18 protein-coding genes, 1 tRNA gene and 1 pseudogene are annotated in these 22,675 nt (G+C 69.7%); 9 read left to right on the forward strand and 11 right to left on the reverse strand.

Going from position 1 to position 22,675, the window contains the following annotated elements:
• Positions 1 to 16: 16 nt before the first annotated feature.
• Genes AB0D53_RS15575 through AB0D53_RS15585 form a run of 3 tightly spaced genes read left to right on the forward strand, consistent with a single transcriptional unit; the run spans position 17 to position 5,366 of the window.
• Positions 17 to 1,690 carry an extracellular solute-binding protein gene (locus tag AB0D53_RS15575; protein WP_362445758.1) on the forward strand — a complete coding sequence of 558 codons (1,674 nt, stop codon included), beginning with the start codon at positions 17 to 19 and terminating at the stop codon, positions 1,688 to 1,690.
• Positions 1,687 to 3,153 carry a M1 family metallopeptidase gene (locus tag AB0D53_RS15580; protein WP_362445761.1) on the forward strand — a complete coding sequence of 489 codons (1,467 nt, stop codon included), beginning with the start codon at positions 1,687 to 1,689 and terminating at the stop codon, positions 3,151 to 3,153. The genes AB0D53_RS15575 and AB0D53_RS15580 overlap by 4 nt, the downstream gene beginning before the upstream one ends.
• Positions 3,150 to 5,366: a right-handed parallel beta-helix repeat-containing protein gene (locus AB0D53_RS15585; RefSeq protein WP_362445764.1), complete on the forward strand. Its 2,217-nt coding sequence runs from the start codon at positions 3,150 to 3,152 to the stop codon at positions 5,364 to 5,366. Before AB0D53_RS15580 ends, AB0D53_RS15585 begins: the two co-directional genes overlap by 4 nt.
• Positions 5,367 to 5,414: 48 nt before the next feature.
• Here the strand turns inward: AB0D53_RS15585 and AB0D53_RS15590 are convergent, their stop codons facing one another.
• Positions 5,415 to 6,437 carry a LacI family DNA-binding transcriptional regulator gene (locus AB0D53_RS15590; protein WP_362445767.1) on the reverse strand — a complete coding sequence of 341 codons (1,023 nt, stop codon included), beginning with the start codon at positions 6,435 to 6,437 and terminating at the stop codon, positions 5,415 to 5,417.
• Positions 6,438 to 6,684: 247 nt separating this feature from the next.
• Here AB0D53_RS15590 and AB0D53_RS15595 point away from each other — a divergent pair, with 247 nt between their 5' ends.
• Genes AB0D53_RS15595 through AB0D53_RS15605 form a run of 3 tightly spaced genes read left to right on the forward strand, consistent with a single transcriptional unit; the run spans position 6,685 to position 9,427 of the window.
• Positions 6,685 to 7,548 carry an ABC transporter permease gene (locus tag AB0D53_RS15595; protein WP_362445771.1) on the forward strand — a complete coding sequence of 288 codons (864 nt, stop codon included), beginning with the start codon at positions 6,685 to 6,687 and terminating at the stop codon, positions 7,546 to 7,548.
• Between the two features lie 38 nt (positions 7,549 to 7,586).
• Complete coding sequence (locus AB0D53_RS15600; protein ID WP_362445774.1) at positions 7,587 to 8,606, forward strand: ABC transporter substrate-binding protein; 1,020 nt, start codon at positions 7,587 to 7,589, stop codon at positions 8,604 to 8,606.
• A complete protein-coding gene (locus tag AB0D53_RS15605) occupies positions 8,603 to 9,427 on the forward strand; it encodes an ABC transporter ATP-binding protein (RefSeq protein WP_362445777.1) in 825 nt (274 codons plus the stop codon). The genes AB0D53_RS15600 and AB0D53_RS15605 overlap by 4 nt, the downstream gene beginning before the upstream one ends.
• Before the next feature lie 64 nt (positions 9,428 to 9,491).
• Here AB0D53_RS15605 and AB0D53_RS15610 read toward each other — a convergent pair whose 3' ends face one another.
• From AB0D53_RS15610 to AB0D53_RS15625, 4 genes are all read right to left on the reverse strand, one after another.
• Entirely contained in the window at positions 9,492 to 10,346 is an 855-nt protein-coding gene (locus AB0D53_RS15610; RefSeq protein WP_362445780.1) for a sugar phosphate isomerase/epimerase, read from the reverse strand.
• Between the two features lie 15 nt (positions 10,347 to 10,361).
• Positions 10,362 to 13,844, reverse strand: coding sequence for a ThuA domain-containing protein (locus AB0D53_RS15615; RefSeq protein WP_362445783.1), 3,483 nt, complete (start codon positions 13,842 to 13,844; stop codon positions 10,362 to 10,364).
• 180 nt (positions 13,845 to 14,024) lie between these two features.
• The gene (locus AB0D53_RS15620) at positions 14,025 to 14,927 is read right to left on the reverse strand and encodes a transketolase (protein WP_362446422.1); all 903 of its coding nucleotides are present in this window, start codon (positions 14,925 to 14,927) and stop codon (positions 14,025 to 14,027) included.
• A 73-nt stretch (positions 14,928 to 15,000) separates the two neighbouring features.
• Entirely contained in the window at positions 15,001 to 15,702 is a 702-nt protein-coding gene (locus AB0D53_RS15625; protein WP_362445786.1) for a transketolase, read from the reverse strand.
• Between the two features lie 126 nt (positions 15,703 to 15,828).
• Here AB0D53_RS15625 and AB0D53_RS15630 point away from each other — a divergent pair.
• Positions 15,829 to 15,902 (forward strand) — tRNA-Pro (locus AB0D53_RS15630).
• Between the two features lie 98 nt (positions 15,903 to 16,000).
• Here the strand turns inward: AB0D53_RS15630 and AB0D53_RS15635 are convergent.
• A pseudogene (locus tag AB0D53_RS15635) lies at positions 16,001 to 16,240 on the reverse strand (site-specific integrase); the annotation flags it as partial.
• Positions 16,241 to 16,422: 182 nt separating this feature from the next.
• On the opposite strand from AB0D53_RS15635, the gene AB0D53_RS15640 reads away from it, so the two are divergent.
• The gene (locus AB0D53_RS15640) at positions 16,423 to 16,599 is read left to right on the forward strand and encodes a hypothetical protein (protein WP_362446449.1); all 177 of its coding nucleotides are present in this window, start codon (positions 16,423 to 16,425) and stop codon (positions 16,597 to 16,599) included.
• A 140-nt stretch (positions 16,600 to 16,739) separates the two neighbouring features.
• Here the strand turns inward: AB0D53_RS15640 and AB0D53_RS15645 are convergent, their stop codons facing one another.
• The 5 genes from AB0D53_RS15645 to AB0D53_RS15665 form a co-directional block, all read right to left on the reverse strand.
• Entirely contained in the window at positions 16,740 to 17,426 is a 687-nt protein-coding gene (locus AB0D53_RS15645; RefSeq protein ID WP_362445789.1) for a helix-turn-helix domain-containing protein, read from the reverse strand.
• Positions 17,408 to 18,619 carry a globin domain-containing protein gene (locus AB0D53_RS15650; protein WP_362445792.1) on the reverse strand — a complete coding sequence of 404 codons (1,212 nt, stop codon included), beginning with the start codon at positions 18,617 to 18,619 and terminating at the stop codon, positions 17,408 to 17,410. The genes AB0D53_RS15645 and AB0D53_RS15650 overlap by 19 nt, the downstream gene beginning before the upstream one ends.
• A gap of 128 nt (positions 18,620 to 18,747) precedes the next feature.
• Positions 18,748 to 19,659: an alpha/beta hydrolase gene (locus tag AB0D53_RS15655; protein ID WP_362445795.1), complete on the reverse strand. Its 912-nt coding sequence runs from the start codon at positions 19,657 to 19,659 to the stop codon at positions 18,748 to 18,750.
• 298 nt (positions 19,660 to 19,957) lie between these two features.
• Positions 19,958 to 20,536, reverse strand: coding sequence for a hypothetical protein (locus AB0D53_RS15660; protein ID WP_362445798.1), 579 nt, complete (start codon positions 20,534 to 20,536; stop codon positions 19,958 to 19,960).
• 180 nt (positions 20,537 to 20,716) lie between these two features.
• Positions 20,717 to 21,622, reverse strand: coding sequence for an RNA polymerase subunit sigma (locus tag AB0D53_RS15665; RefSeq protein ID WP_362445801.1), 906 nt, complete (start codon positions 21,620 to 21,622; stop codon positions 20,717 to 20,719).
• Positions 21,623 to 21,862: 240 nt separating this feature from the next.
• Between AB0D53_RS15665 and AB0D53_RS15670 the strand changes: the two genes are divergently transcribed.
• Entirely contained in the window at positions 21,863 to 22,597 is a 735-nt protein-coding gene (locus AB0D53_RS15670) for an alpha/beta hydrolase (RefSeq protein ID WP_362445804.1), read from the forward strand.
• Positions 22,598 to 22,675 lie beyond the last annotated feature (78 nt).

Here is a 22,675-nt window from a genome sequence, read left to right on the forward strand (position 1 = left end):
TCTCAAGGAGATTCAGGTGTCGAGCTCCACCCCCATCAACCGCAGAGCGCTGTTCCGCATGGGTGCGGGCGTCGGTCTGGGACTGGCCGCCGCCCCGCTGCTCGCCGCCTGCGGCGACGGCGGCACGACCGCGAAGGCCGAGGCCAAGAGCGCCTCGCTGCTGCCCAGCACCGCGGTCCGCAACATCGGCCTCAACCCCGACCTGGCGGGCACCGCCGCCGGCGTTCCACAGGGCTACTTCAGCTACCCGGCCAAGCCGCTGCGCGCCACGAAGGGCGCCCCGCTCAAGGGGGCGAAGCCGATCAGCGCGACGATGGAGACGTTCTCCCCGCCGCCGCCCGCACGCGGCGGCAACGCCGCCTGGCAGGAGATCGAGAAGCTCCTCGGCGGCCAGGTGGACATCACCGCCGTCCCCGCCGACGACTACGGCACCAAGTTCTCCACCATGGTCGCCAGCGACAGCCTGCCCGACCTCTTCATGTACCCGGAGAGCGGCGGTGTCGACAACAAGGCCGCCTTCCTCCAGGCCAAGTGCGCCGACCTGACCCCGTACCTCGCCGGTGACAAGGTCAAGGACTACCCGAACCTGGCCGCGATCCCGAAGGGCGCCTGGCAGTCCGCCATCTTCGGCGGGAAGCTCTACGGCATCCCGATCGCCCGCACCGGCACCGGCGGCGCCGGCGTGTACCGCCACGACCTGTTCGAAGAGGTCGGCGTCACCAGCCTCGACCAGATCACCGACCTCGACCGTCTCATCGAGGTCTGCAAGGAACTGACCCGGCCCAAGAAGGACCAGTACGCCATCATCGCGGGCGCGACCGGCATGCTCGCCATGTCCGCGGGCGCGCCCAACTTCTGGCGGCTGGACGAGAAGACCGGCAAGTTCACCCTCGACCTGGAGACCCCGGAGTACCGCAAGGCGGTCGAGACGGCGCGGCTGCTGTACAAGGCCGGCTGCTACTACCCGGGCACCCTCCAGATGTCCGGGGCGCAGAAGGCCCAGTACACGGACATGTTCAAGAACGGCAAGGGCGCGTACGTCTACGACGGCATGCCCACCTATCTGGCGCCCGGCGTCGGCTACATCGCCTCCATGAAGGCGATCGACAAGAAGTACGACCCGCGCCCGTTCGTGCCGGTCGGCAAGGACGCCGTCGCCTGGATGGACAACATCTCGCTCCAGAACACCCACATCAAGAAGGCGTCCGGGGACCGCGTCAAGGAGATCCTGGCCCTCGCCGACTTCGCGGCGTCCCCGTTCGGCAGCCAGGAGTACACGCTCATCAACTACGGCGTCGAGGGCAAGGACTTCACCCGCGACGCCAAGGGCAACCCGGCGCTCACCAAGCAGGGCACCCAGGACGTCACCGTGCCCTGGAAGTTCATGGCCTCCGCCGTTCCCGCCATCTTCAGCGCCGACTCCGAGCAGGGCGTCCGGCACGTCCACGACGCCTTCACCAGGATGATCCCGATGATGGTGCCGGACCCGACCCTCCAGTACTCCTCGCCCACCTGGGACTCCAAGGGCACCGGCAGCCTCAACACACTGAAGGGCGACGGGCTGAAGGACATCATCGCGGGCCGCAAGCCCATGTCCGCCTACGACCAGCTGCTCAAGGACTACCTGGCCAAGGGCGGCGAGCAGGCCCGCGGCGAGTTCGAGGAAGCCTTCCAGAAGGGGAAGAAGTGACGACGCGACGCTCGGCCCTGAAACTCGGCGGCGCGGCGGTCGCCGCAGCCGTCGCCGTACCCGCACTCGGTTCGACCGCCGTCGCACGGCCGCACGGCTTCGACCCGAAGCCCGGCTCGGACGGCGTCGGCGACCCGCTCTTCCCGACCCTCGGGAACGGCGGCTACCAGGTCGTCCACTACGACCTCACCTTCGACTTCACCCCGGTCACCTATGACTTCACCGCCGTGGTGCGGATCGACGCCAAGGCCACCCAGGACCTCTCCGCGTTCAACCTCGACACCGACGGCCACACCATCGACTCCGTCACCGTCGGCGGCCGCCCCGCCGGCTGGGCGCTCGCACCCGGCAAGAGCGGCCAGGAACTCACCGTCACCCCTGCCCGCCCGCTCCACAACGGGCAGGCGTTCAGCACCGAGGTGCGCTACCGGGGCAACGGCAAGGCGCCCCGACTCGGCCTGACCGGATGGAAGTTCGGCACCGACGGCGGCTTCGCCTCCGCCGCCCAGTCCTCGCGCGCCGACACCTTCCTGCCCTGCAACGACACCCCGTCCGACAAGGCGACGTGGACCTTCCACATCAGCGCCCCGCAGGGCTATGTCGCCGCCGCCAACGGCGAACTGCTCCACAGGACTCCGCGCCCCGACGGCTCCACCGTCTGGCACTTCGCCCTGCGCGAGCGCATGGCGACCGAACTCATCGGCATCGCCGTCGTCAAGGGCACCTACCTCTACGGCACCAGCCACCGAGGACTCCCGCTGCGCCACATCGTCCCCCAGGGCCAGGAGGACAAGTACGGGCCGATCGTCGCCCGTACCCCCGACCATCTCGCCTGGCTGGAGGCGAAGTTCGGCCGCTACCCGTTCTCCGTCTACGGCGTCCACATCTACGACGGCTACACCGACGCCCTGGAGAACCAGACCCTCTCCCTGTTCTCCACCAACTGGTTCAAGCTCAACGCCGACGGTCACCCCGGCTACGAGACCACCATGGTCCACGAGCTGGTCCACCAGTGGTTCGGCGACTCCGTCACCCCGAACGACTGGCAGCAGGCCTGGCTCAACGAGGGCCCCGCCGTGTACTACGCCGGTCTGTACGGCGAGGAGCGCGGCTGGTCGGTCTTCGAGGACAAGATGAAGGCGACGTACGAGAAGCTCGACGCGGTCCGCGCCGCCGACGGACCGCCCGGACTGCCCAAGGCGCTCGGCGGCACCAACATCTACGACGGCGGCGCCCTCGTCCTGTACGCCCTCGGTCTGCAGATCGGTCAGCGGAAGTTCGACCGCGTCATGCGCGAATGGGTGAAGCGCTTCAAGGACTCCACGTACACCAGCGAGGCCTTCATCCGGCACACCGTCGACGTCACCGGCGACAAGTCCCTCGACGCGTTCCTGCGCGACTGGCTCTTCGGAGCCGTGAACCCGCCCATGCCCGGCCACCCCGACTGGAAGGCCTCCGCGTGAACCGCCGCTCCCTGAACGCCGTACGAGGAACCGCCGCTGCCGCCTCCGCCGCCTTCCTGGCCGCACTGCTCGTCGCCCCCACCGCCCAGGCCGCACCCGGTGCCCGCACCCTGTACGCGGCCCCGGACGGACACGGCACCTCCTGTACGGTCGCCCGTCCCTGCACCCCCGAGGGCGCCCGTGACCGGGCCCGCACCGAGACCGGCCACGACGTCCGCGTACTCCTGAAGAACGGCACGTACGAGCTCGACCGGCCCCTGACGCTCGGCGCCGCCGACTCCGGGAAGGACGGCCACACCGTCACCTGGAGCGCGGCCCCCGGCGCCCGCCCCGTCCTCTCCGGCGGACAGGACATCACCGGCTGGCGGCCGAACACCGACGGCACCTGGACCGCCGGGGTCCCGGCCGGCGTCACCCCGCGCCAGCTCTTCGTCGACGGCCGGCGCGCCACCCGCGCCCGTGGTGACGCCTGCGCCGCCGCCACCTGTGACGCCACGAAGACCGGCATGACCGGCGCGGTCGCCACGGGCATCGCCGACTGGCAGCGCCCCACCGACGCCGAAGCCGTCGTCCGGGTCCGCTGGCGCAACTACCACTGCCGGATCACGGGCGTGAACGGCGATGTCATGACCTTCGCCCAGCCCTGCTGGACCAACTCGTCGAGCGGCACCGACCGCACCGGCCCCGCCTGGGACTCCACCACGGTCGACTCCACCCGCTACAGCGGCGTCGCCTACTTCGAGAACGCCCCCGAACTGCACGACCGGCCGGGGGAGTTCGTCTGGAACTCGAAGGCCCGTACCGTCACCTACCTGCCGCGCAAGGGCGAGAACATGCGCCGGGCGCGGGCCGTCACCCCGCACACCGAACAGCTGCTCGTCGTCGACGGCGCCCATGACGTCACCGTCAGCGGGATCGGCTTCGCGTACGCGGCCTATCGCCAGCCCGGCACCGACGAGGGCTACGCGGGCATGCAGGCCGGTCTCACCCTGACCGGAGCCACCGGCCCCGTCGACCACGCAGGCCGCTTCTACACCAAGCCGGCCGCCGCGGTGAGCGTCCGCGGCGGACAGCGCGTCAGCATCGAGAACGCGCGGTTCAGTCGGCTCGGCGGCGCCGGCGCGATCCTCGAAGCGGGCACCAAGGACAGCTCGGTGATCCGCTCCTCCTTCACCGACCTGTCCTCCGGCGCCGTCTACGTGGGCGACACCGAGCCGATGCCGTCGGCGGCGCTCGCGGGGGAGCGGAACACCGTCGCGTACAACACCATCACCCGCTCCGGAGTCGAGTACACCGACTCGGTAGGCATCTGGGCCGGGTACGAGGCAGGGCTGACCGTCGACCACAACAGCCTGGATCACCTCCCGTACTCCGGGATCTCGGTCGGCTGGGGCTGGAACCAGCCCGAGTCCCAGAAGTCCGTCCTGCGTGACAACAAGGTGACGGACAACCGGATCACCGACGTCATGGAGGTCGCGCAGGCACAGCACGACGGCGGGGCGATCTACACCCAGGGCGCACAGCCCGGCACGGTCGTCTCCGGCAACTACATCAACCGCTCCGCCTTCGGGAACACCGAGCGCGACGGCAACGGCATCTACCTCGACGAACAGTCCTCGCACATCCTCGTCGAGAAGAACGTCATCACCCGCATCGGCTACAAGTGGGTTTCGAACTGGGCCGACTACGGCATCCAGAACACCGCCCGCGGCAACTGGACCGACACCGCCGCGCCCGCCCTCGGCGGCAACGGATCGGTCATGACGGACAATCTCACCGGCCTGGACCGGCTGCCCGCCGAGGCCCTCTCCGTCGCCCGCCGGGCGGGCGCCCACGGCGGTCCGGTCGAGCAGCTGCGCACCGACCTGGCCCGTGCCGGCACGGCCACCCAGTCCACCACCGAGGGGGCGGCGGGCGCGGTGCTCGCCCTGGACGGCGACACCAACACCGACACCCGCACGCTGTCCGAGGCGGGCGCCTGGTGGCAGGTCGACCTGGGCAGCCGACAGCACATCCGTCAGATCGAGATCTGGAACAACTCCTCCGCCACGACCGCCGACTTCGACGTGGTCACGGACGACGCAACGGTCCACGTCAGCGGGAAGGCTCTGCGCCCGACGGTCCTGGACCTGGACAGCCGCACCCGCACCGTGAAGATCGTGACATCCGGCACCGGACGCGTGGCACTGTCCCAGGTGCTCGTCCACCCGTAGGGCCCGTACGCCCTCCGATCCACGGGCAGCTCCCAAGGACGCCGCCGGTCACCCGACCGGCGGCGTCGCCGTGCTCGCCCGCACCACCACCTCGCCCGCGACCCGCACCACCCGGGCCCGCCGCCCCGCCGTCCGCTCCCGCAACGCCAGCGCGATCACGTCCTCGCCCATCGCGGTCAGCGGCAGCGCCACCGTGGTCAGCGGCGGTGACAGCTCCCGCACCAGCGGAATGTCGTCGAACCCGGCCAGCGAGACATCCTCCGGCACCCGCAGCCCCGCCTCCCGCAGCGCTGCGAGCGCACCCACCGCCATCACATCGGTGACCGCGAAGACACAGCTCGGCCGCGCCCCGTCGCAGGCCAGCAGCCGACGCGCCGCCGTATACCCGCCGTCGCGGGTGAACGCGCCCTCCACGACCCGGCCCAGGCCGATGCCCGCCTCCGCGAGCCCCTCCCGGAATCCTGCGAGCCGGTCGGAGACAGTGGTCAGTGCGGGCGGTCCGGTGAGCACGGCGAACGACCGGTGCCCGAGTCCCGCCAGCGTCCGGGCCAGCGCGGCCGCCCCCGCCCGGTTCTCGGGCTGCACGGTGTCCACCCGCAGACTGCGGTGCCGGCTGACCACGGCCACCCGCCCGCCGACCCGGACGTACGGCTCCAGCTCGGCGTCCAGCGCACGCTCCCACGCGCGGTCCTGGATGCCGGAGCCGATGAGCAGGATCGCGCGTGCGCGCTGCGCCCGCAGCATCGACACATAGGCGATCTCCCGGGCCGGCTCCCGGAAGGTGGACGCTAGCATCACCAGCAGGTCCTGCTCGGCCGCCGCCCGCATCACACCGCTCGACACGGCGGCGAAGTACGGATCGCTGACGTCATGACAGATCACGCCCACCGTCCGGTTGTTGGTTGCACTGGCGAGTGCCTGGGCATGGGCGTTGGGGATGTAGCCGAGCCGTCCGGCCGCCGCCCGTACCCGCTCGCGCAGATCCTCGCGCACCCGTGCCGTGCCGTTGAGCGCACGCGAGGCGGTGGCGGGGGAGACGCCCGCCTCCCGGGCCACGGCGTCGAGCGTCACGGGCGCGGGCGAGGGACGGCCGCCGCGCGGCCCGGGGCGGTGCGATGCTCCGAATTCACTCAACTCGACCCCCAAGGGCGCGGTGATGGGCGGCCGCCGAAACTTGCCGACGACCTATTGACCGTGCGTGCAGGCAGTCACTAGCGTGGCGAAAACCCTATCAGAAAGCGCTTTCTGAAAGCGCCTTCTCGTCACCGCAGGATCGCACAGCTCTCCACAACTGCCCCCGAAGCGCAGGGAGTTCACAGTGAGCCAGAGCGCGTTGACCAAAAGTCCCCCAGAAGCGGCGGGAGTTGTCCGGCGGGCCGGGCCGTCGACGGGGGAGCGGATAGCCCGGGCGGCCGAGCGGAGCTGGCGCCCCGTCGCCCTGCTGCTCGCCTGCTCCGCGGTGTGGTGGGTGATCTCCGCGGCGGAGCTGGTGAAGCCCTATCTCGTACCGTCCCCCGGCGCGACCCTGGACGTCCTCACCGGCAAGGCCGACTACCTCTGGCAGCACACCTGGGTGACCACCTACGAGACACTCCTCGGCTTCCTGATCGCCGTGGCCTTCGGCGTCCTGGCCGCGGTGGTCATGGTGTACTCCTCGACCGTCGAACGCACCCTCTACCCCATTCTGCTCTTCGCGCAGGTCGTGCCGAAGATCGCGATCGCCCCGCTGTTCGTCGTCTGGCTCGGCTTCGGGATCGGGCCGAAGATCCTCATCGCCGTGCTCATCGCCTTCTTCCCCGTGGTGATCTCCATGGTGACCGGACTCAAGGCGGTCGACCCGGAGATGCTCCAGCTCTCGGCGACGATGGGCGCCAGGCCCTGGCAGACCTTCCTGAAGATCCGCTTCCCGGCCTCGCTCCCGCACCTGTTCTCCGGCCTCAAGGTCGCGGTCACCCTGGCGGTCACGGGCGCGGTCGTCGGTGAGTTCGTCGGCGCCAACGAGGGCCTGGGCTACGTGATCCTCCAGGCCAACGGCAACCTCGACACCCCGATGCTCTTCGCCGGACTGCTCGTGATGTCTCTCATCGGGGTCGTCCTCTTCGTCGCCGTGGAGGCCGCCGAAATGCTGCTGCTCCCGTGGCACGCCAGCCGCCGGGACACCTCCGCCGTCACCACGTACTGACCCCGCCGTTCCGAATTCGTCGCGAGAAGGGCCAGCCCATGCATGCGCGCAGACTCCTGATCGGTGTCGTCCCCCTCCTTCTGGTGGCCACGGCCTGCGGTGGCAACGACGCCTCGACCACCACCAGCGAATCGGGCAAGAAGCTGGACAGGGTCACACTGACCCTCAACTGGTACCCGTACGGTGAACACGCGCCGTTCTACTACGGCAAGCAGCAGAAGATCTTCGAGAAGCACGGTATCGACCTGAACATCCAGGCGGGCCAGGGATCACAGAAGACGGTGCAGGCCACCGCCGCGGGCCAGACCGACTTCGGCTGGGCCGACACCCCCGCGCTGCTCGCCGGCGTCGACCAGGGCGTCCGGGTGAAGAGCCTCGGGGTCTTCCTCCAGACCACCCCGGCATCGGTGCAGTCCTTCGACGCCGAGGGGATCGGTTCCCCGGCCGACCTCAAGGGGAAGACCATCGCCGGGACCGCGGGCGACGCGCTCTCCAAGACCTTTCCGATCTTCCTGAAGAAGAACGGCCTCGACGGGTCCGACGTCGAGGTGCAGAACACCGACCCGGCGGGCAAGATCGCCGCGGTCATCTCCGGCAGGACCGACGGACTGCTCGGCTACGCCAGCGACCAGGGCCCCACCATGCAGGACAAGGCCAAGAAGCAGGTCGCGTATCTGCGGTTCTCCGAGAACGGGCTGAACTTCTACTCCAACGGGCTGCTCGCCGGACAGAAGATCCTCTCGTCGAGGTCCGAACTCGCCGGGCGCATGGTGAAGGCGGTCAGCGAGTCCTGGGCGGCGGCCGAGAAGGCTCCCGGCCCCGCGGTCGAGGCGATGGACGGTGCCTCGGAGCAACTGCCGCCGAAGACGGTCCTGTCCGAACAGTTCAGGACCACGCTCACGCTGCTTCACACCCCGTCGACCGAGGGGAAGGCACCCGGGGTGAACAACGCGGCGGATTGGCAGCAGACCATCGACGTCTTCGCCGAGGCGGGCATGGTGAGCAGTCCGAAGGCCGTCGGGGAGTACTGGGACGAGAACACGGCACTGAAGGGATGACCATGCCCGAGCAGCACACGAAACCGGCCGGGACGCCCGCCCCGGTCTCCTCGGCAGCGGTCGCCCTGACCGATGTGGCGGTCCGGTTCCGCAGCAGGAAACGCGACGTCACCGCCCTGCGCGGAGTGTCGCTCGATGTCGCGCCCGGCGAGTTCGTGGCCATCGTCGGACCGTCCGGATGCGGCAAGTCGACCCTGCTCAAACTGGTCGCCGGACTTCTGGAACCGTCCTCGGGCGAGGTACGGCTGGGCGGCGAGCGGGTGGCCGGGGTGCGGCACGACATCGGTTACGTGTTCCAGCGCGCCGCCCTCCTGGAGTGGCGCTCGGCGCGCCGCAACATCCTGCTCCAGGCCGAGATCCGGAAGATGCCCCCGGCGCAGGCGCACGGCCGGGCGGACGAGCTGATCCGGATGACGGGCCTGGGCGGGTTCGAGGACGCGTATCCGCACGAACTGTCCGGAGGCATGCAGCAGCGGGTGGCGTTGTGCCGGGCACTGCTGCACGAACCGCCGGTGCTCCTGATGGACGAGCCGTTCGGCGCTCTCGACGCGCTCACCCGCGAGCAGATGAACACGGAGCTGAACCGCATCTGGCGGGAGACCCGCACCACCGTCCTGCTGGTCACGCACTCCATCTCCGAGGCCGTGTACCTGGCCGACCGGGTGGTGGTGATGAGCCCCCGTCCCGGGACGGTCTCCGAGGTCATAGAGGTGGGTCTCGCCCCGGAGCGGGAGTACGGCGAGACACTGGGCCGCCCGGAGTTCCGGGACGCGGCCGCCCGCATCCGCGAACTGCTGGGGGCGGCCTCCGCGCACGACTGACGCGGTGCGCGACGCCCCGGCCCGCGCCGTGCGCGGACCGGGGCGGCTCCACGCGCCGTCCCGTTCAGTACCGCAGCCGGGACAGATACGTGTAGCTCGCGAGCGCGGAGGCGAACGGATCGGCCGGCGCGTCGTGCTCCACCAGCCACTGCTTCACCCCGCCCCGCCGGGCCGTGTCGAACATCGCCGGGAAGTCCAGCACTCCCGAACCGACATCCGCGAAGTCCCCGTTCGGCGCCATGTCCTTCACATGCAGCGCCGGGAAGCGCCCCGGATGCCGCACGAAGAGCTCACCCGGCGCCGAGGCGCCGCCGTTCGCCGCCCAGTACAGATCCAGCTCGAACCCCACCAGCTCCGGATCGGTCTCGGCGAGCAGGATGTCGTACAGAGCGACGCCGTCGACCACCTGATGGTCCGTGCCGTGATTGTGATAGAGCAGCTTCAGCCCGGACTCGCGGGCGGCCAGCCCCGCCCTGTTGAACTGCCTTGCCACTTCCCGGTATCCGGCCGGACTGTGCAGCGCGCCCGGCAGGCTGGGGACGACGATCCACCTGCCGCCCAGGGTGTGGATGTCCTCCAGCGCCTGTGGAAGACCGGCCCCCGTCACGATGTCGTAGCCGACGTGTTCGAGGACGGCCCGCAGCCCGGTTCCGTCGAGCATCCGCCGGATGCCGGCCGCGCTGTGCCCGTGCCGGCCGCTCACCCCGACCGTGGCGTATCCGATTCCGGCCAGCCGCTCCAGGGTGCCCCTGAAGTCCGTGGCCAGCGGTGTGCGCATGGTGTAGAGATGCATGCCGATCCCGGACGGCGGGATGCGCCGTCGGCGGGACCCGGCGGCCGAGGCCGGGACGGTGCCGAGCCCTGCGGCTGCGGCGGTGCCCAACGCCGTCCCCAGGAAGGTGCGTCGCGTGCGGTCCATGCGGGGTCTCCCCTCTCAACTCACATCGATGCGTACGCAACCGGTGGTCGTGTCGCCCTTGTCGTCGGTGACCGTCAGATGCGCGGTGTACGCGCCCTTGCGGCCGTAGCTGTGCGTGGCCGTCGCGCCGTCGGCCTTGTCACCGTCGCCGAAGTCCCAGTGGTACGAGACGATCGTGCGCCCGGCGACCGGCTCGACGGCACCGCTCAGCGTCGTGGAGAGCGGCGCGGGGCCGGCCGTCCCGCTCGCGGACACCACCACTTTCGTACCCGGGCGCTTCTCGACGCCACGGCCGTTGAAGTGCAGCCAGTCGACGGCGAACAGGTCGGCCTTCTCGCTGCTCCACTCCGGGTTGCTGAAGACCGCGTACAGCTTCACGGTGCCGCCGGGATCCGTCAGTTCCGTCGTCGGTGAGACGAGCCTGCCCCAGTCGCCGGTGTTCGGGACGGACACCTTGCCGAGCAGCGGGCCCGTGGGTGATCCGGCCCGGAATTCCACACTGCCGCCGATTCCGCCGGAGGCCGCACCGACGGTCACCGATTCGATGTGTTTCAGGTTCACCGGGTCGAAGGCGATCCAGTCCCCGTCCTCGATCTCGGTCAGCCGCTTCCCGCCGGAGGCATCGGCCCTGCTCGCGGTCACCGCACCACCGTGCGCACCGCCGGTCGCCGTGAAGTGCTCCGCCTCGCGGAATGCGGTGCGCAGGGTGAGCGAGGCGGAACCGGTGAGTGCGGGCGCGCCCGGGGCACCCTTGTCCTCGTACTGGGCTGAGATCCCGTAGTAGAGGTTCTGTCCGGGCCCGTGGCTGTCCCCGGCGTCCGTGACGATCTCTCCGGCGCAGCCGGTGTAGTTGTCGAGCGGATGCAGATGGGTGTCGTGTCCGAGCTGCGACTGCACCACCACCCGCGAGCAGTCGATCGGCGTGCCGCTGCCGTCCTCCTTGTCCTTGACCTTGACGGTGAAGGGGATGGTGTCGCCGAAGCTGAACATCCCGCCGTTCGGCGGCTGTTTGATGGTCACCTCCGGACGGGTGTTGCCGACGGTGATGTCCTGCACGGCCTGTGCGGTCAGCCCACCGGGCCCGGTGACCGTGAGCCGCGCGGTGAACAGCCCCTTCGTGCGATAGGTGTACGAGGGGTTCGCCTCCGTCGAGTCGGTGGTGCCGTTCCCGTCGAAGTCCCAGGCATATGTGACCTGTTGGCCCTCGGGCAGCCCGGATCCGGCGCTGGAGAAGCCGACGCTCAGGGGTGCGGGTCCGTTGTCCCGGCTCGCGGTGACCTTCGCGTCGGGCAGTCGCCCGTCACCGACGTAGTCGATCCGGTAGATGCCCGCGCCCTCGTTGCTGCCGCCGCGCCCCGTACCGCTGCCGAGCCCGAAGTCGATGACGTACAGCGCCCCGTCGGGACCGAATTCCGCGTCGAAGGGCTGGTTCCACTCCATGTCCTCGAAGATGCCGTTGACGGACTGGAGTTCACCGGCCTTGACCGGGGCGAACCGCGGATCCTGGAACGACTGGTCCTTCTGCTGGAAGGAGAAGGTCTTGAACCAGCGACGGGTCAGCTCGTAGGTGATCCACTTCCCTTCGAAGTACTCCGGGAACTTGGTCCGGTAGGTGTTGTCCGGGTCGTAGTCGTACACGGGGCCGCTCATCGGGCCACCGCCCCCGGTGCCGAGTTCCGGGAACTCGTCGGAGGCCGAGTACGCGTACCAGACGGTGGCGGGCCGGGCGGGCGGCAGTTCCCGCAGCCCGGTGTTGTTGGGCGAGTCATTGACGAGTGCCGCGCAGTCGAACTTCGGGCCGGACTTCTTCGTGGCGAAGTCGTAGTCGTTGAATGGAGTGTTGTCGCCGATGCAGTAGGGCCAGCCGAAGTTCCCCGCCCCTGTGATGCGGGTGTACTCGACCGTGCCCTCGGGCCCGCGGTCGGCGACGGCCGCCTTGGCGTCCGGACCGTAGTCGGCGACCAGCAGCGCGCCGCTCAACGGGTCGGTGGTGATCCGGAAGGGATTGCGCATCCCCATCGCGTAGATCTCCGGGCGGGTCCTCGCCGTCCCCGGCGCGAAGAGATTCCCCTCGGGAACGGAGTACGTGCCGTCGTCCTCCGGTGTGATGCGCAGGATCTTGCCGCGCAGATCGTTGGTGTTGCCCGCCGTGCCCTGGGCGTCCCAGGCGCGGCGGCCGGGGCTCTCGTCGATCGGGTTGAAGCCGTCCGAGGCGAACGGATCGGTGTTGTCACCGGTCGCCGCGTACAGGTTGCCGGCCTTGTCGAAGGCGAGCGAACCGGCCATGTGGGAATTGGCCCGCCCCTCGCCCCGCCAGGTCGGAATGGTCAGCAGCCGCTTCTCCGATGCGGGATCGACCGCATTCCCGCTGACGGTGAACCGGGACAGATCGAGCTGTTTCTCGGTCTTGTCGGAGTGCAGGAGATAGAGCCAGTTGTTGTCCGCGAAGTGCGGGTCGAGGGCGAGGCCGAGCAGCCCGTCGGACTGGCTGGTCATCTCCGGTGTGTACGCGAAGTCCAGCGCGGTCGACACCTTCATCGTCGTCTGGTCGACGACCTTCAGCTTTCCGGTGCGCTGGGCGAAGAACACCCGCCGGTCGGGGGCGACGGCCAGCTCGAACGGATCGGCGAGATCGCTGGTGGCCAGCGCGGTCCGTTGGAAGGAACCGGTCCGTGTCGCCGTGCAGTCACCCTGCTTCGCGCCCGCGGCCCACTCGATCCCGCCCAGCAGATGCTGGACGAAGCCTTCCTCCTGGAACGCCGAGGAAGCGTGCCCGCCCGCGGTGAACCAGGAGCGGCCGCCGTCGTAGTTCTGGCACCAGGACCAGGGATGGTCCACCCCCTCGTCGAGCCCCGTGATGCCGTCGCGGACCTTGATCTGTGCGAGGGTGTGGACCTTGGAGGTCGGGTTGGTGCGCCAGTTGTACCACTCCTCCGTACGCTCCCAGAGGTCCGGAAGGCCCTTGGTGGAGGGGTGCACGCGGTCGAGGACCTTGACCCGGCCGGTCTGCACGGCCGGGTGCTGGTCGAAAATGGCACCGACGAGTCCCTCGTACCAGTCCCAGTCGCGCTCGCTGGCGGACGCGGCGTGCAGACCGACCCAGCCGCCTCCCGCCCGGATGTACTTCTGCAGGGCCGCACGCTCGGCGGGGTTCAGCAAGTCACCGCTCTCCGGAGTGGAGTTGGTGTTGTTGAAGACCACCGCCCGGAAGCGGGCGAGATCGGCGTCATTGAAGACGGCTGAGTCGTCGGTCGCCTCGACCTCGAAACCGTTTTCCTCGCCGAGCTTCTTGATCGCGTCGATTCCGGCCGGAATCGAGTCGTGCCTGAAGTTGGTGACCTCGGAGTAGACCAGGACCCGGAAGGGCGCCGCGTGGGCACGTGGCGGCGTGGCCACCAGGAGGCCGACGACCAACGCCAGGAGAGCGGTGACGGCGACGAGCGGCGACGGAATCCGGTGACTCCGTAACGGGCGGCTGTACGACGGACGATGACTCATGGGCGCTCCCTGTGCGGTAGATGCCGACTGCGGGATTTAGAAAGCGCTTTCTGGAGTGCATCGTTCAGATTAGGGCGGGCTCCGGATGGGGTCAATGGGCCGGGACGGCACGTGATGGCCGCACGGTGTTGCCGGTGCGGGCCGGGAGAGGGGAGACCCGGCCCGGAATCCCCCGCCCGGTCAGCGGTGGAGGAAGGCGCCGATCCGCTTCCGCAGTCCCCGGGCGTCCAGGCCGTGCGCGGCGAGGTGCTCGTCCATCTCCCCGTACTTGCGCAGCTCGGCCCGCCCCACCCCGAGGCCCAGCACGCGGTGCGGCAGCTCGGCGAGCGCGTCATTGGCGGCCGCCGTGGAGGTGCCCGCCAGATACGGCTCGACGATCACCACGTCGGCAACCCCCTGACCGACGACCGCCCGCCGCAGCCCGGCCCCGTCGAACGGGCGCACCGTCGTCGCGTACAGCACCGTCACATCGAGCCCGTCGGTCGCGGCGAGCACGTTGTCGAGTATCGGCCCCACCGCGATCACCACCCCGCCGGCCCCTTCCCGCACCGCGGCGAACCCGGTCCCCGCGCCGACCGGCCGTGCCCGCTCGTTGGACTGCGCCGACAGACGCACGTACACCCGGCCGTCCCCGGCCGCGGCCTCCCGCAGCAGCGCCTCGGCCTCGTCCGGGTGACCCGGCACCTGAACCGTCCAGCCGTCCAGGGTGTCCAGGAGTGCGACATCGCCCGGCGACATATGGGTGAACCCGCCGGCCGGCCAGTCGTACGAGGCTCCCGCGCTCACCAGTACCCCGCCCACTCCCTGGTGCCCGAAGTCCAGCTTGACCTGCTCGAACGGCCGCTCCACCAGAAAGCTGGCGAAGGTGTGCACGATCGGCCGCAGCCCGGTGAGCGCCATCCCGGCGCCCGCTCCGACCAGCAGCTGCTCCCTGATCCCCACATTGACGACCCGGTCCGGATGGGCCCGCTCGGCCCGGTCGAAGCCGGCCCGGCTGATCTCGGCCAGGACCAGCGCGAGGCGCGGGTCCTCGTCCAGCAGCTGTGACGTGGTGGCGATGAAGCGGTCACGCATCGTGTCCATCTGAAGTGTCCCTCTCATGTTCTCCTCGTTCCCCGCGGCGGTACGCAGCGGTCCTTCGAGCCGGTCGCCCCGGTCATTCCTTCGGGTCGACGCGCGCGACCACGGCCCGCGGCCGTCCGGGGTGCGGCGCGGTGAAGGCCGTGTACAGCGCCTCGTGGTCCCGCCCGTCGACGGTGTCGACCGACCAGCCCGCCGCCGCGAACCGGGCCGCGATCCCGCCGGGCCGGGCGTACGAGGCCGAGGCGTTGTCGATCACCACGGCGTGCAGCTGCTCCAGCCCGGCCGGGCCGGCATAGGCGAGAGCCTCGTGATTGCTGCCCTCGTCCAGCTCGGCGTCCCCGATGAGCACCCACACCCGCGGATCGGTGAGCCCCTGTGCCCGCAGCCCGAGCACGCTCCCCACAGCCAGCGGCAGCCCGTGCCCCAACGACCCGCTCCCGATCTCGGCCCCCGGCACGAGTGTCCGGTCCGGATGGTGCCCGAGCGGCGAGTCGTACGCCCCGAACCCCGGCAGCAACTCCTCCTCGAAGAACCCGTGCGCCGCCAGGACCGCGTAGTACGCCATCGGCCCGTGCCCCTTGGACAGCAGGAACCGGTCGCGGCCGGGTGCGTCGACGGTCCCGGGTGTCACCCGCAGCACCCGGTCGTACAGCACCCAGAGGGCGTCCAGGGTGGACGTCGCCGCGGGGCCGTGCTTCTCGTCCCCGGTCATCAGGCTCATCAGGCGGTTCATGTCGCGGTAGTCGCGCCTCGGTGCGGCGGTGGTGTTCGTCATGGAACGAGCGTTGAACATCAAGCATGGTTGAGGTCAAGCGGTAAAGGTGTTCGTGACCACCCGCCCGAGTGCGGTATTGTTCTCATGCGCGTTCAGCCAGGGGGAAACCCCAGGTCAGGCGGGCATCGGGACGTGGCGCAGCTTGGTAGCGCACTTGACTGGGGGTCAAGGGGTCGCAGGTTCAAATCCTGTCGTCCCGACTGGAGACAGTCGCAGATCAGGGCGGGTTTCGGAGCAATTCGAAACCCGCCCTTGATCATTTTTGGGGACCAGTTGGGGCCCGGCCTCCTTGACCAGGTCAGCGGGTCATGGAGATGGGGCTCGGCATCGAGCGCGGTGCGCGCAGCACGTTGAAGTGGGCGGAGAGCGCCGCCCCGGCCGCGGTGATCTTGTGAACGTCTGGGTGCGGGTGGCGCTGGGTGGTGGTCAGTGACCAGTGGCCGGCGATTCCGCGCAGGACGTGTACGTGGACTCCGGCGTCGGCGAACCAGGTCGGTCCGGTGTGCCGGAGGTCGTGGCGGCGCAGGTGCTCATGGCCTTCGGCTCCGTACGGCGGTACGGGCAGTCGAACGGCCTCGTTTCCAGCGAGGGTGGTGGAGCCTGCATGTCGAGTGACTGGCTCTCGGCCGATGCCTTGCGGGGTGGTGTGATGATCGACGACGAGTCCGGGGTCCCTGGTGGCGGCGGGCCGACCGTGCCCGTCGGCCCTCGGACGACCTCGTGGTGTGGGACGGAGACCGTCCACTCGACGACGACCAAGCGGGCTCGACCTACGACGAGCTCTACGAGCGCTGCCTGGAGTCGGCTCCGGCGCCGTTCTGGTGCACGCACGCGCACGGTCGTGGAGTCGACTGCGCCACCCCGGTCCAAGTCGCCGTCGGCCTGGGGCGGGAGTGAGCCAAGTATCGGCCGCGTCGCGGTCCCGCAGCGGTTCCATGTCGGACTTGTTGAGCCAGCGGGTGCCGCACTGGTGGATGAGTGGCGGGCACACGCTCTGGCCCCGAACGGAAGTCCGGGGCCAGGGCGTGGTCAGGGGGTCAGGTGGAGTGTGCCCGCAGGAGGCGGATCATGGCGTGGTAGAGCTCCGCGCGCGGTGGCACCTGGGGCAGGGCGACGGCCGGCGCGCCCGTGGTGGCGTAGGCGCGCAGCATCTGCGCGGTGAAGCGGCGTGAGGCGTTGGAGGTCGGACCGGCCGCGCGCAGGACACCGGAGTTGGCCATCAGCAGGAGGGTGAGGTCGCGCTCGCTGAAGTCCTGGCGCAGATGACCGATCTCCTTGGCTCGAGAGATGAGGTCGAGTACGAGGCGATCCGCTTCGGCGCGTCGGGTCTCCACGATGCCGTCGGGGAATGTGAGGGGCAGGACCTCGAGGAAGGCCGGATCCGAGGCCTGCAAGGTGCAGACGCACTGGACGTAGTCGGTGAAGCCCTGCCATGGGTCCGGGTCTTTCGAGCAGGTGGTCACAAGGTTGTTGTAGAGGTCGACGCGGTCCTTGAACACGGCTTCGATGAGAAGATCCTTGGCGGCGAAGCGACGGAACAGGGTGGCGTTGCCGACGTCGGCCTCGCGTGCGATCGCGGTCATCGAGACACCGAGACCCTTGCGGGAGAAGAGTCGGCGGGCCGCTGCCAGAATGCGCTCCCGGTTGCGCTCGGCGTCGGCGCGCAGCGCCTGTGCGGGGTCCGGGCTCGGCGGCAGGTCGGGAATCACGGCTTGCTGAGCCACAGGTCGGGGCCGAACACCTCGTAGTGGATGGACCGGGGGCTCAGGCCGTGGTCGAGCAGGTCGGTGCGGACGGCCTTCATGAAGGCCAGGGGGCCGCACAGGAATGCCGTGGTGTCGGGCGTGGGGGAGAGGCGGGCGATGTCGGCCAGGCCCTCGTTGATGTGGGCGGCGACGGCGTCCGGGTGGTCGATGTCTTCGTACCACACGTGCAGTGAGGTGTGCGGGAGCCGCTCGGTCAGTTCGACGAGTTCGAGCCGGTGGGCGTGGTCGACGGGGGAGCGGTCCGCGTGGACGACGGTGACGGGCCGGTCGGGTGAGACCGTGGCCAGGTGTTCCAGCATGGCCAGCATGGGGGTGATGCCGATGCCCGCCGAGACGAGGAGCAACGGGCCGTCACCCTGGTCGAGCAGGAGGTCGCCGAAGGGGAGGGAGACCTGGAGAGTGTCGCCGGGGCGGGCGTGGGCGTGCAGCCAGGAGGAGACCTCGCCCTCGGGAACTCGACCGTCGGGGGAGTGCTCCCGTTTGACGGTGATGCGCCATGTCTTGAGGCCGGGGGCCGAGGAGAGGCTGTACTGCCGTATCTGGTGTGCCCCGTCGGGCAGTTCGACCCGCACGCTCACGTACTGGCCTGGGACGAAGGGGCCGGTCGGCGCCCCGTCGGCGCGTTGAAGGGCGAGAGAGACGGCGTCGGGGGTCTCCTCGTGGCGGTCGCTGATCTCCATGGTCTGCCAGACGGCACCGTCTTTGACCTGCGCTTGCGCGTACAGGCGGGCCTCCATGGCGATGAGGGCGTTGGCCATGAGCCAGTAGACCTCGTCCCAGGCTGCCGCTACCTCAGGGGTCACGGCGTCACCGAGGACCTCGGCAACGGCTCCCAGGAGATGGCGGGCGACCAGCGTGTACTGGTCGGAGGTGATGCCGAGCGAGGCGTGCTTGTTCGCGATGCGGCCCAGGACGGCGTCCGGGCGCTCGTCCGGGTGGTCCACGAGCGCGGTCGCGAAGGCGGCGACGGCGCCGGCGAGGGCCTCACGCTGGGCGCCGTTCGCCTGGTTGGCCCGGTTGAACAAGTCGCGCAACAGCTCGGGCCGTTCCTCGAACATGTGGCGGTAGAAGAGATCAGTGATGGTGCCGAGGGACGCCCCCACAGCGGGCAGGGTGGAACGCACGATCTGCGTGGATCGCTGGGACAGCATGCCAACTCCAAAGTGGTATGTGAGATGCATATTTTCCGGTGCGAGTCACCGCCGGTGTCTCATCCGTGCTCGCATGATTGACCGGACAGCGACTCACCTTGTGACAGCCGCAGGGCACCCTGCGATGGTTACGACGAGAGGCCGCCGCGGGTCTTCAGGAACTCCAGCACGGTGGCGGCGAACAGGGCGGGCCGTTCGAGGTGGGCGAGGTGCCCGGTGTCCTTCAGGATCGCCGACTCGGCGTCGGGCAACCCCTGGTGCAGGAGGCGTGCCCAGCGCGGGCCGCAGATGAAGTCGTCGCCTCCGGCCAGGGCCAGGGTCGCGGTGGTGATCCGGGACAGTTCCGCACGGACGTCGAAGGGCGCGCCCTGCACACGGTTGGGCTCCGCGTACATCCGCAGCAGCCGACGGGCGGGCCCGAACTCCCCTTCTCTGCCCCAGTAGTCGAAGAGATAGGCCGGCATGATCTGCCGCAGGACGGCTGTGGCACCGTCGTCGTTGAGCAGACCCAGTGGGGTGGTGAGGGCGTCGGTGTAACCGGCCACCTCGGGGTGGGCGCCGACGTTGCGTTCCACGAACAGATCCATGGCGGCGACCGCCGCCGACCAGAACGTTTCGTCTGCCACGGGAGAGGTGTCGTACAGAACGAGGCAGGTCAGGCGGTCCGGGTGCTCGAGCGCGTAGCGCTGGGCGACGAAACCGCCGTGGGAGTGCCCCAGTAGATGGATCCGTGGCTGTGCAAGATGGTCGACGACCTGGTGCAGGAACTGTGCGTACGTGGGCACGGTGTAGTCGCGGGCGTCGGGCAGGCGCCCGGAGTTCCCTGTGCCGACCGGCTCGATGTAGACCATGGTCAGGTGCTCTTCGAGCTCGGGCATCCTCAGGTAGTCCCAACCTATTCCCGGTCCGCCGGAGTGGGCGACGCACACGGGACCCGAACCGGCGACGTGGTAGCGCTGCTCGACGCGGGCAAGACCGTGCGGGACGGTGAGGACATGGGTGCCGGGGGACAGCGGTGATGACGGGTACGAGTGGTTCACGCTGTCCGATGATCCGTGCGCGAAGGCGGTACTTCAAGGAAAATGGCGCCATTGATGACACTGTTATGGACAGTGTCACTTCCGGGCTCTCCGAAAATGCCATTTGGTGTGGCACGGTGCGGTAGGGTGAATGCAGTGTTTCCAGCGCCGAGAGACCCCGCACGAGGGCGCCGGGACATTGCCGCATCCGCTGCGCAGCATGTGGCGGATGGCCGTGGCCCCGGACGCCTTCTCGATCCCCCGCGAACCGGTGTCCGGGGCCCGGGCCCTTTTGCGGCTGGGCCACGGCAGACACCCCCTAGGACGGCCGGGAGCGGTAGAGGCCTCGGCCCGTGCGCTGGATGCGGGACGCGCCGACGAGCCGGTCGAGCGTGCTGCGGATCGCGTTGATGCTCCCGCTGTCGGTGGCGCGGCCCAGCGCTGCCGCCACGTCGCGGGCGCGGACATCGGTGTCACCTGCCTGTGCGAGGTAGGCGAGGATCTGCTCGGTCAGCCTGCCGTAGGTGCGGTCCGCGCCATGGGTTGCACGCGAAGGGGCGTCTGCCTCGGACACCAGGCTTTTCGGCTTTTTGCCCGTTGCCTTCCCCGCCGTCTTGTGGGGGTTCTTCTCGCGCGTGGGCGGCCGCGTGGATGCCGTGGGTGAGGGCCGGGGTGCGACGGTGGGCTGCGCTGCGGGCGGTGCGTCCGCCTGGTCCGTCATCACACTTTCCAGGGCGTGCACGGCCCGCCGGACGGTGTCGAGATGATCGGCGACGGCGGCGAGTTCCCGCTCCAGTGACCGTTTCTGCAACTCCAGGCGGTCCCGTTCTCCTTGGAGGCTCTCAGCGGTGCTCTCGATGGTGTGTGCCGTACGTGCTGTACGCGATGCCGAAACCATTTCTCCCTCTCGCCCCCGACTCACGTGCCGCGCCCCGTCGGCCTGCGATGCGCCGCAATGATGCGTTCGGAACTCCGGCGTGCGCGGGATGACGATGCAGTGCGGATGGTGAAGGACGTGTGCACAGGACTTGTCCACCGATTGTTGCCACTGTCATGGGAATCCGCAACGGTGCGTGCGCTATCGGAGGGTCGACCGCTCACTGTCCTGTACGCCGCGTTCGACGGCGTCGGTGGGGTCACGGTTCCAGGCGCGTAGCTTGTCCGGGTTGAGGACTGCCCACACGTGGGTGACCAGATCACGGGTGACAGCGAAGCTGATGACCGCGGCGACCCGGTCGTGGTGGCCCACGACGAGGGCGGTGCGGCCGTTGGCAGGACGCAGCGCAAGGATCGTGTGGGGCCGCGGGGCGAGCAGGGTCAGTAGTGCGTGGCCCACCGCCCGTCGGCCGTGCACCGGGCGGGGCAGGGTGCGGACCTTGCCGCCGCCGTCGAAATACGCGCTGGCGTCCGGTGCCAGCAGGGACTTCAGGAACGCCGCATCCAGTGCGGTACACGCCCCGCGGACGGATTGGACGACCCGGTCGTGCTGGTGAGGCGTGGTGGCACGGGCCCGGGGCTCGCCCGGACCGAGGCGGGCACGGCCGGTCGGTTCGTTCCAGGGACCGGACAACGGCTCTGCGGTCTCCGTGACCGGCTGGGGCGGCGCGACGGGGACGGCGTCGAGAAGGAACGCGGCCCGTTCGGCCGGGGGCAGGGTGTTCAGCGCCTCGCGCAGGATGTCCGAGACCTCTTCGGCCAGCGCCCGGCCGGGCCCGGTGGCGGCCTCACCGGAGACCGCGGACGTGCCCTTGTGCAGGGGCAGTCGGGCCAGACAGATGGTGCCCGTGGTTCTCGCCAGCCAGCTGCGCGGCTCGGCGATCCTCGCGCGCTGGGCGTCGCTCAGGGCATACCACCGCCGGTAGGCATGGGCTACGGCCTCCTCGGCCTCGGGGCCGACGCCCAGCATCCAGGAGGCGACGTCGAGCAGATGCCGTCGTTCGTCGAGCAGCACGGCGATCGGCGCCGTCTCACCAATGTCACCCATGGGGGTCCTCTCCTCCTGCACCCCGCCACCGCGGCGGCGGGACGGTCATCGCACAGCAGACCGGGCGAGCGGGGATCATGTGACACGGGCCGGCGAGCACGGGGAGGGGCGGCTGTGCACGTCGGCGAGGCCGGGCGGTCCCGCGGGTAGCCGGAGGGCCGCACCAGAAACACACGGTGTGACAAGATGTGATTGTCTCCCGCCCTGAGGCGCAGTCGTCTCCTGACGAAAGAATCACTCATGCCTGCCATCCTGATCCACGGCGTGCCCGACACCCACCACGTGTGGGACGGCGTGCGCCGGCATCTGACCCGCACCGATGTGGAGGCCTGGGACCTGCCCGGTTTCGGTGCCCCGCGTCCCAACGGGTTCGGCTCCTCGAAGGAGGAGTACGTCGACTGGCTGATCCGACGCCTGGAGAGGGTCGGTGAGCCGGTGGACCTGGTCGGTCACGACTGGGGCTGCATTCTCACCCTGCGCGTCGCCTACCTGCGCCCCGATCTGGTGCGTACCTGGGCCGGCGGCAACGGGCCGGTCAACTCCGGTTATGTCTGGCACCCGTTGGCCAAAACCTGGCAGGACCAGGTGGAGGGCGACCGGTTCATGCGCGACCTCCGTGCGGAGCCGTTCGCCACGGACCTGGCGGTCGGCTTCGACGTACCTCTCCGCCTGGCGGACGACATGGTGAGCCGCGTGGACGAGCCGATGAAGGACTCCATCCTCAAGCTTTATCGCTCCGCCGTCACCATGGGAGCGGAGTGGGAACCGGGACTCGCGGCCGTGTCGGCACCTTGTCTGGTGTTCTGGGGAGCGCTCGACCCCGCGTGCCAGATCGAGTTCGGGCGCAGGCTCGGTGCCTCCCTGCACGCCTCCGCCGTGGTCGAAATGGACTGCAACCACTGGCCGCCGCTCCAGCGGCCGGCCGAGGTCGCCGAGATTCTGGAAGGCCACTGGAGCGCGCACGCGAGGGACTGACGACCGCTGTGACGGGCGCGGTTCCCACCCCGCGCCCGTCGCCCGTACGCCGTTCCCATGCCACTGTGCTGCCCTGGC

It is taken from the genome of Streptomyces sp. NPDC048295 (assembly GCF_040652135.1).
In the GTDB taxonomy this organism is placed as follows: Bacteria; Actinomycetota; Actinomycetes; order Streptomycetales; family Streptomycetaceae; genus Streptomyces.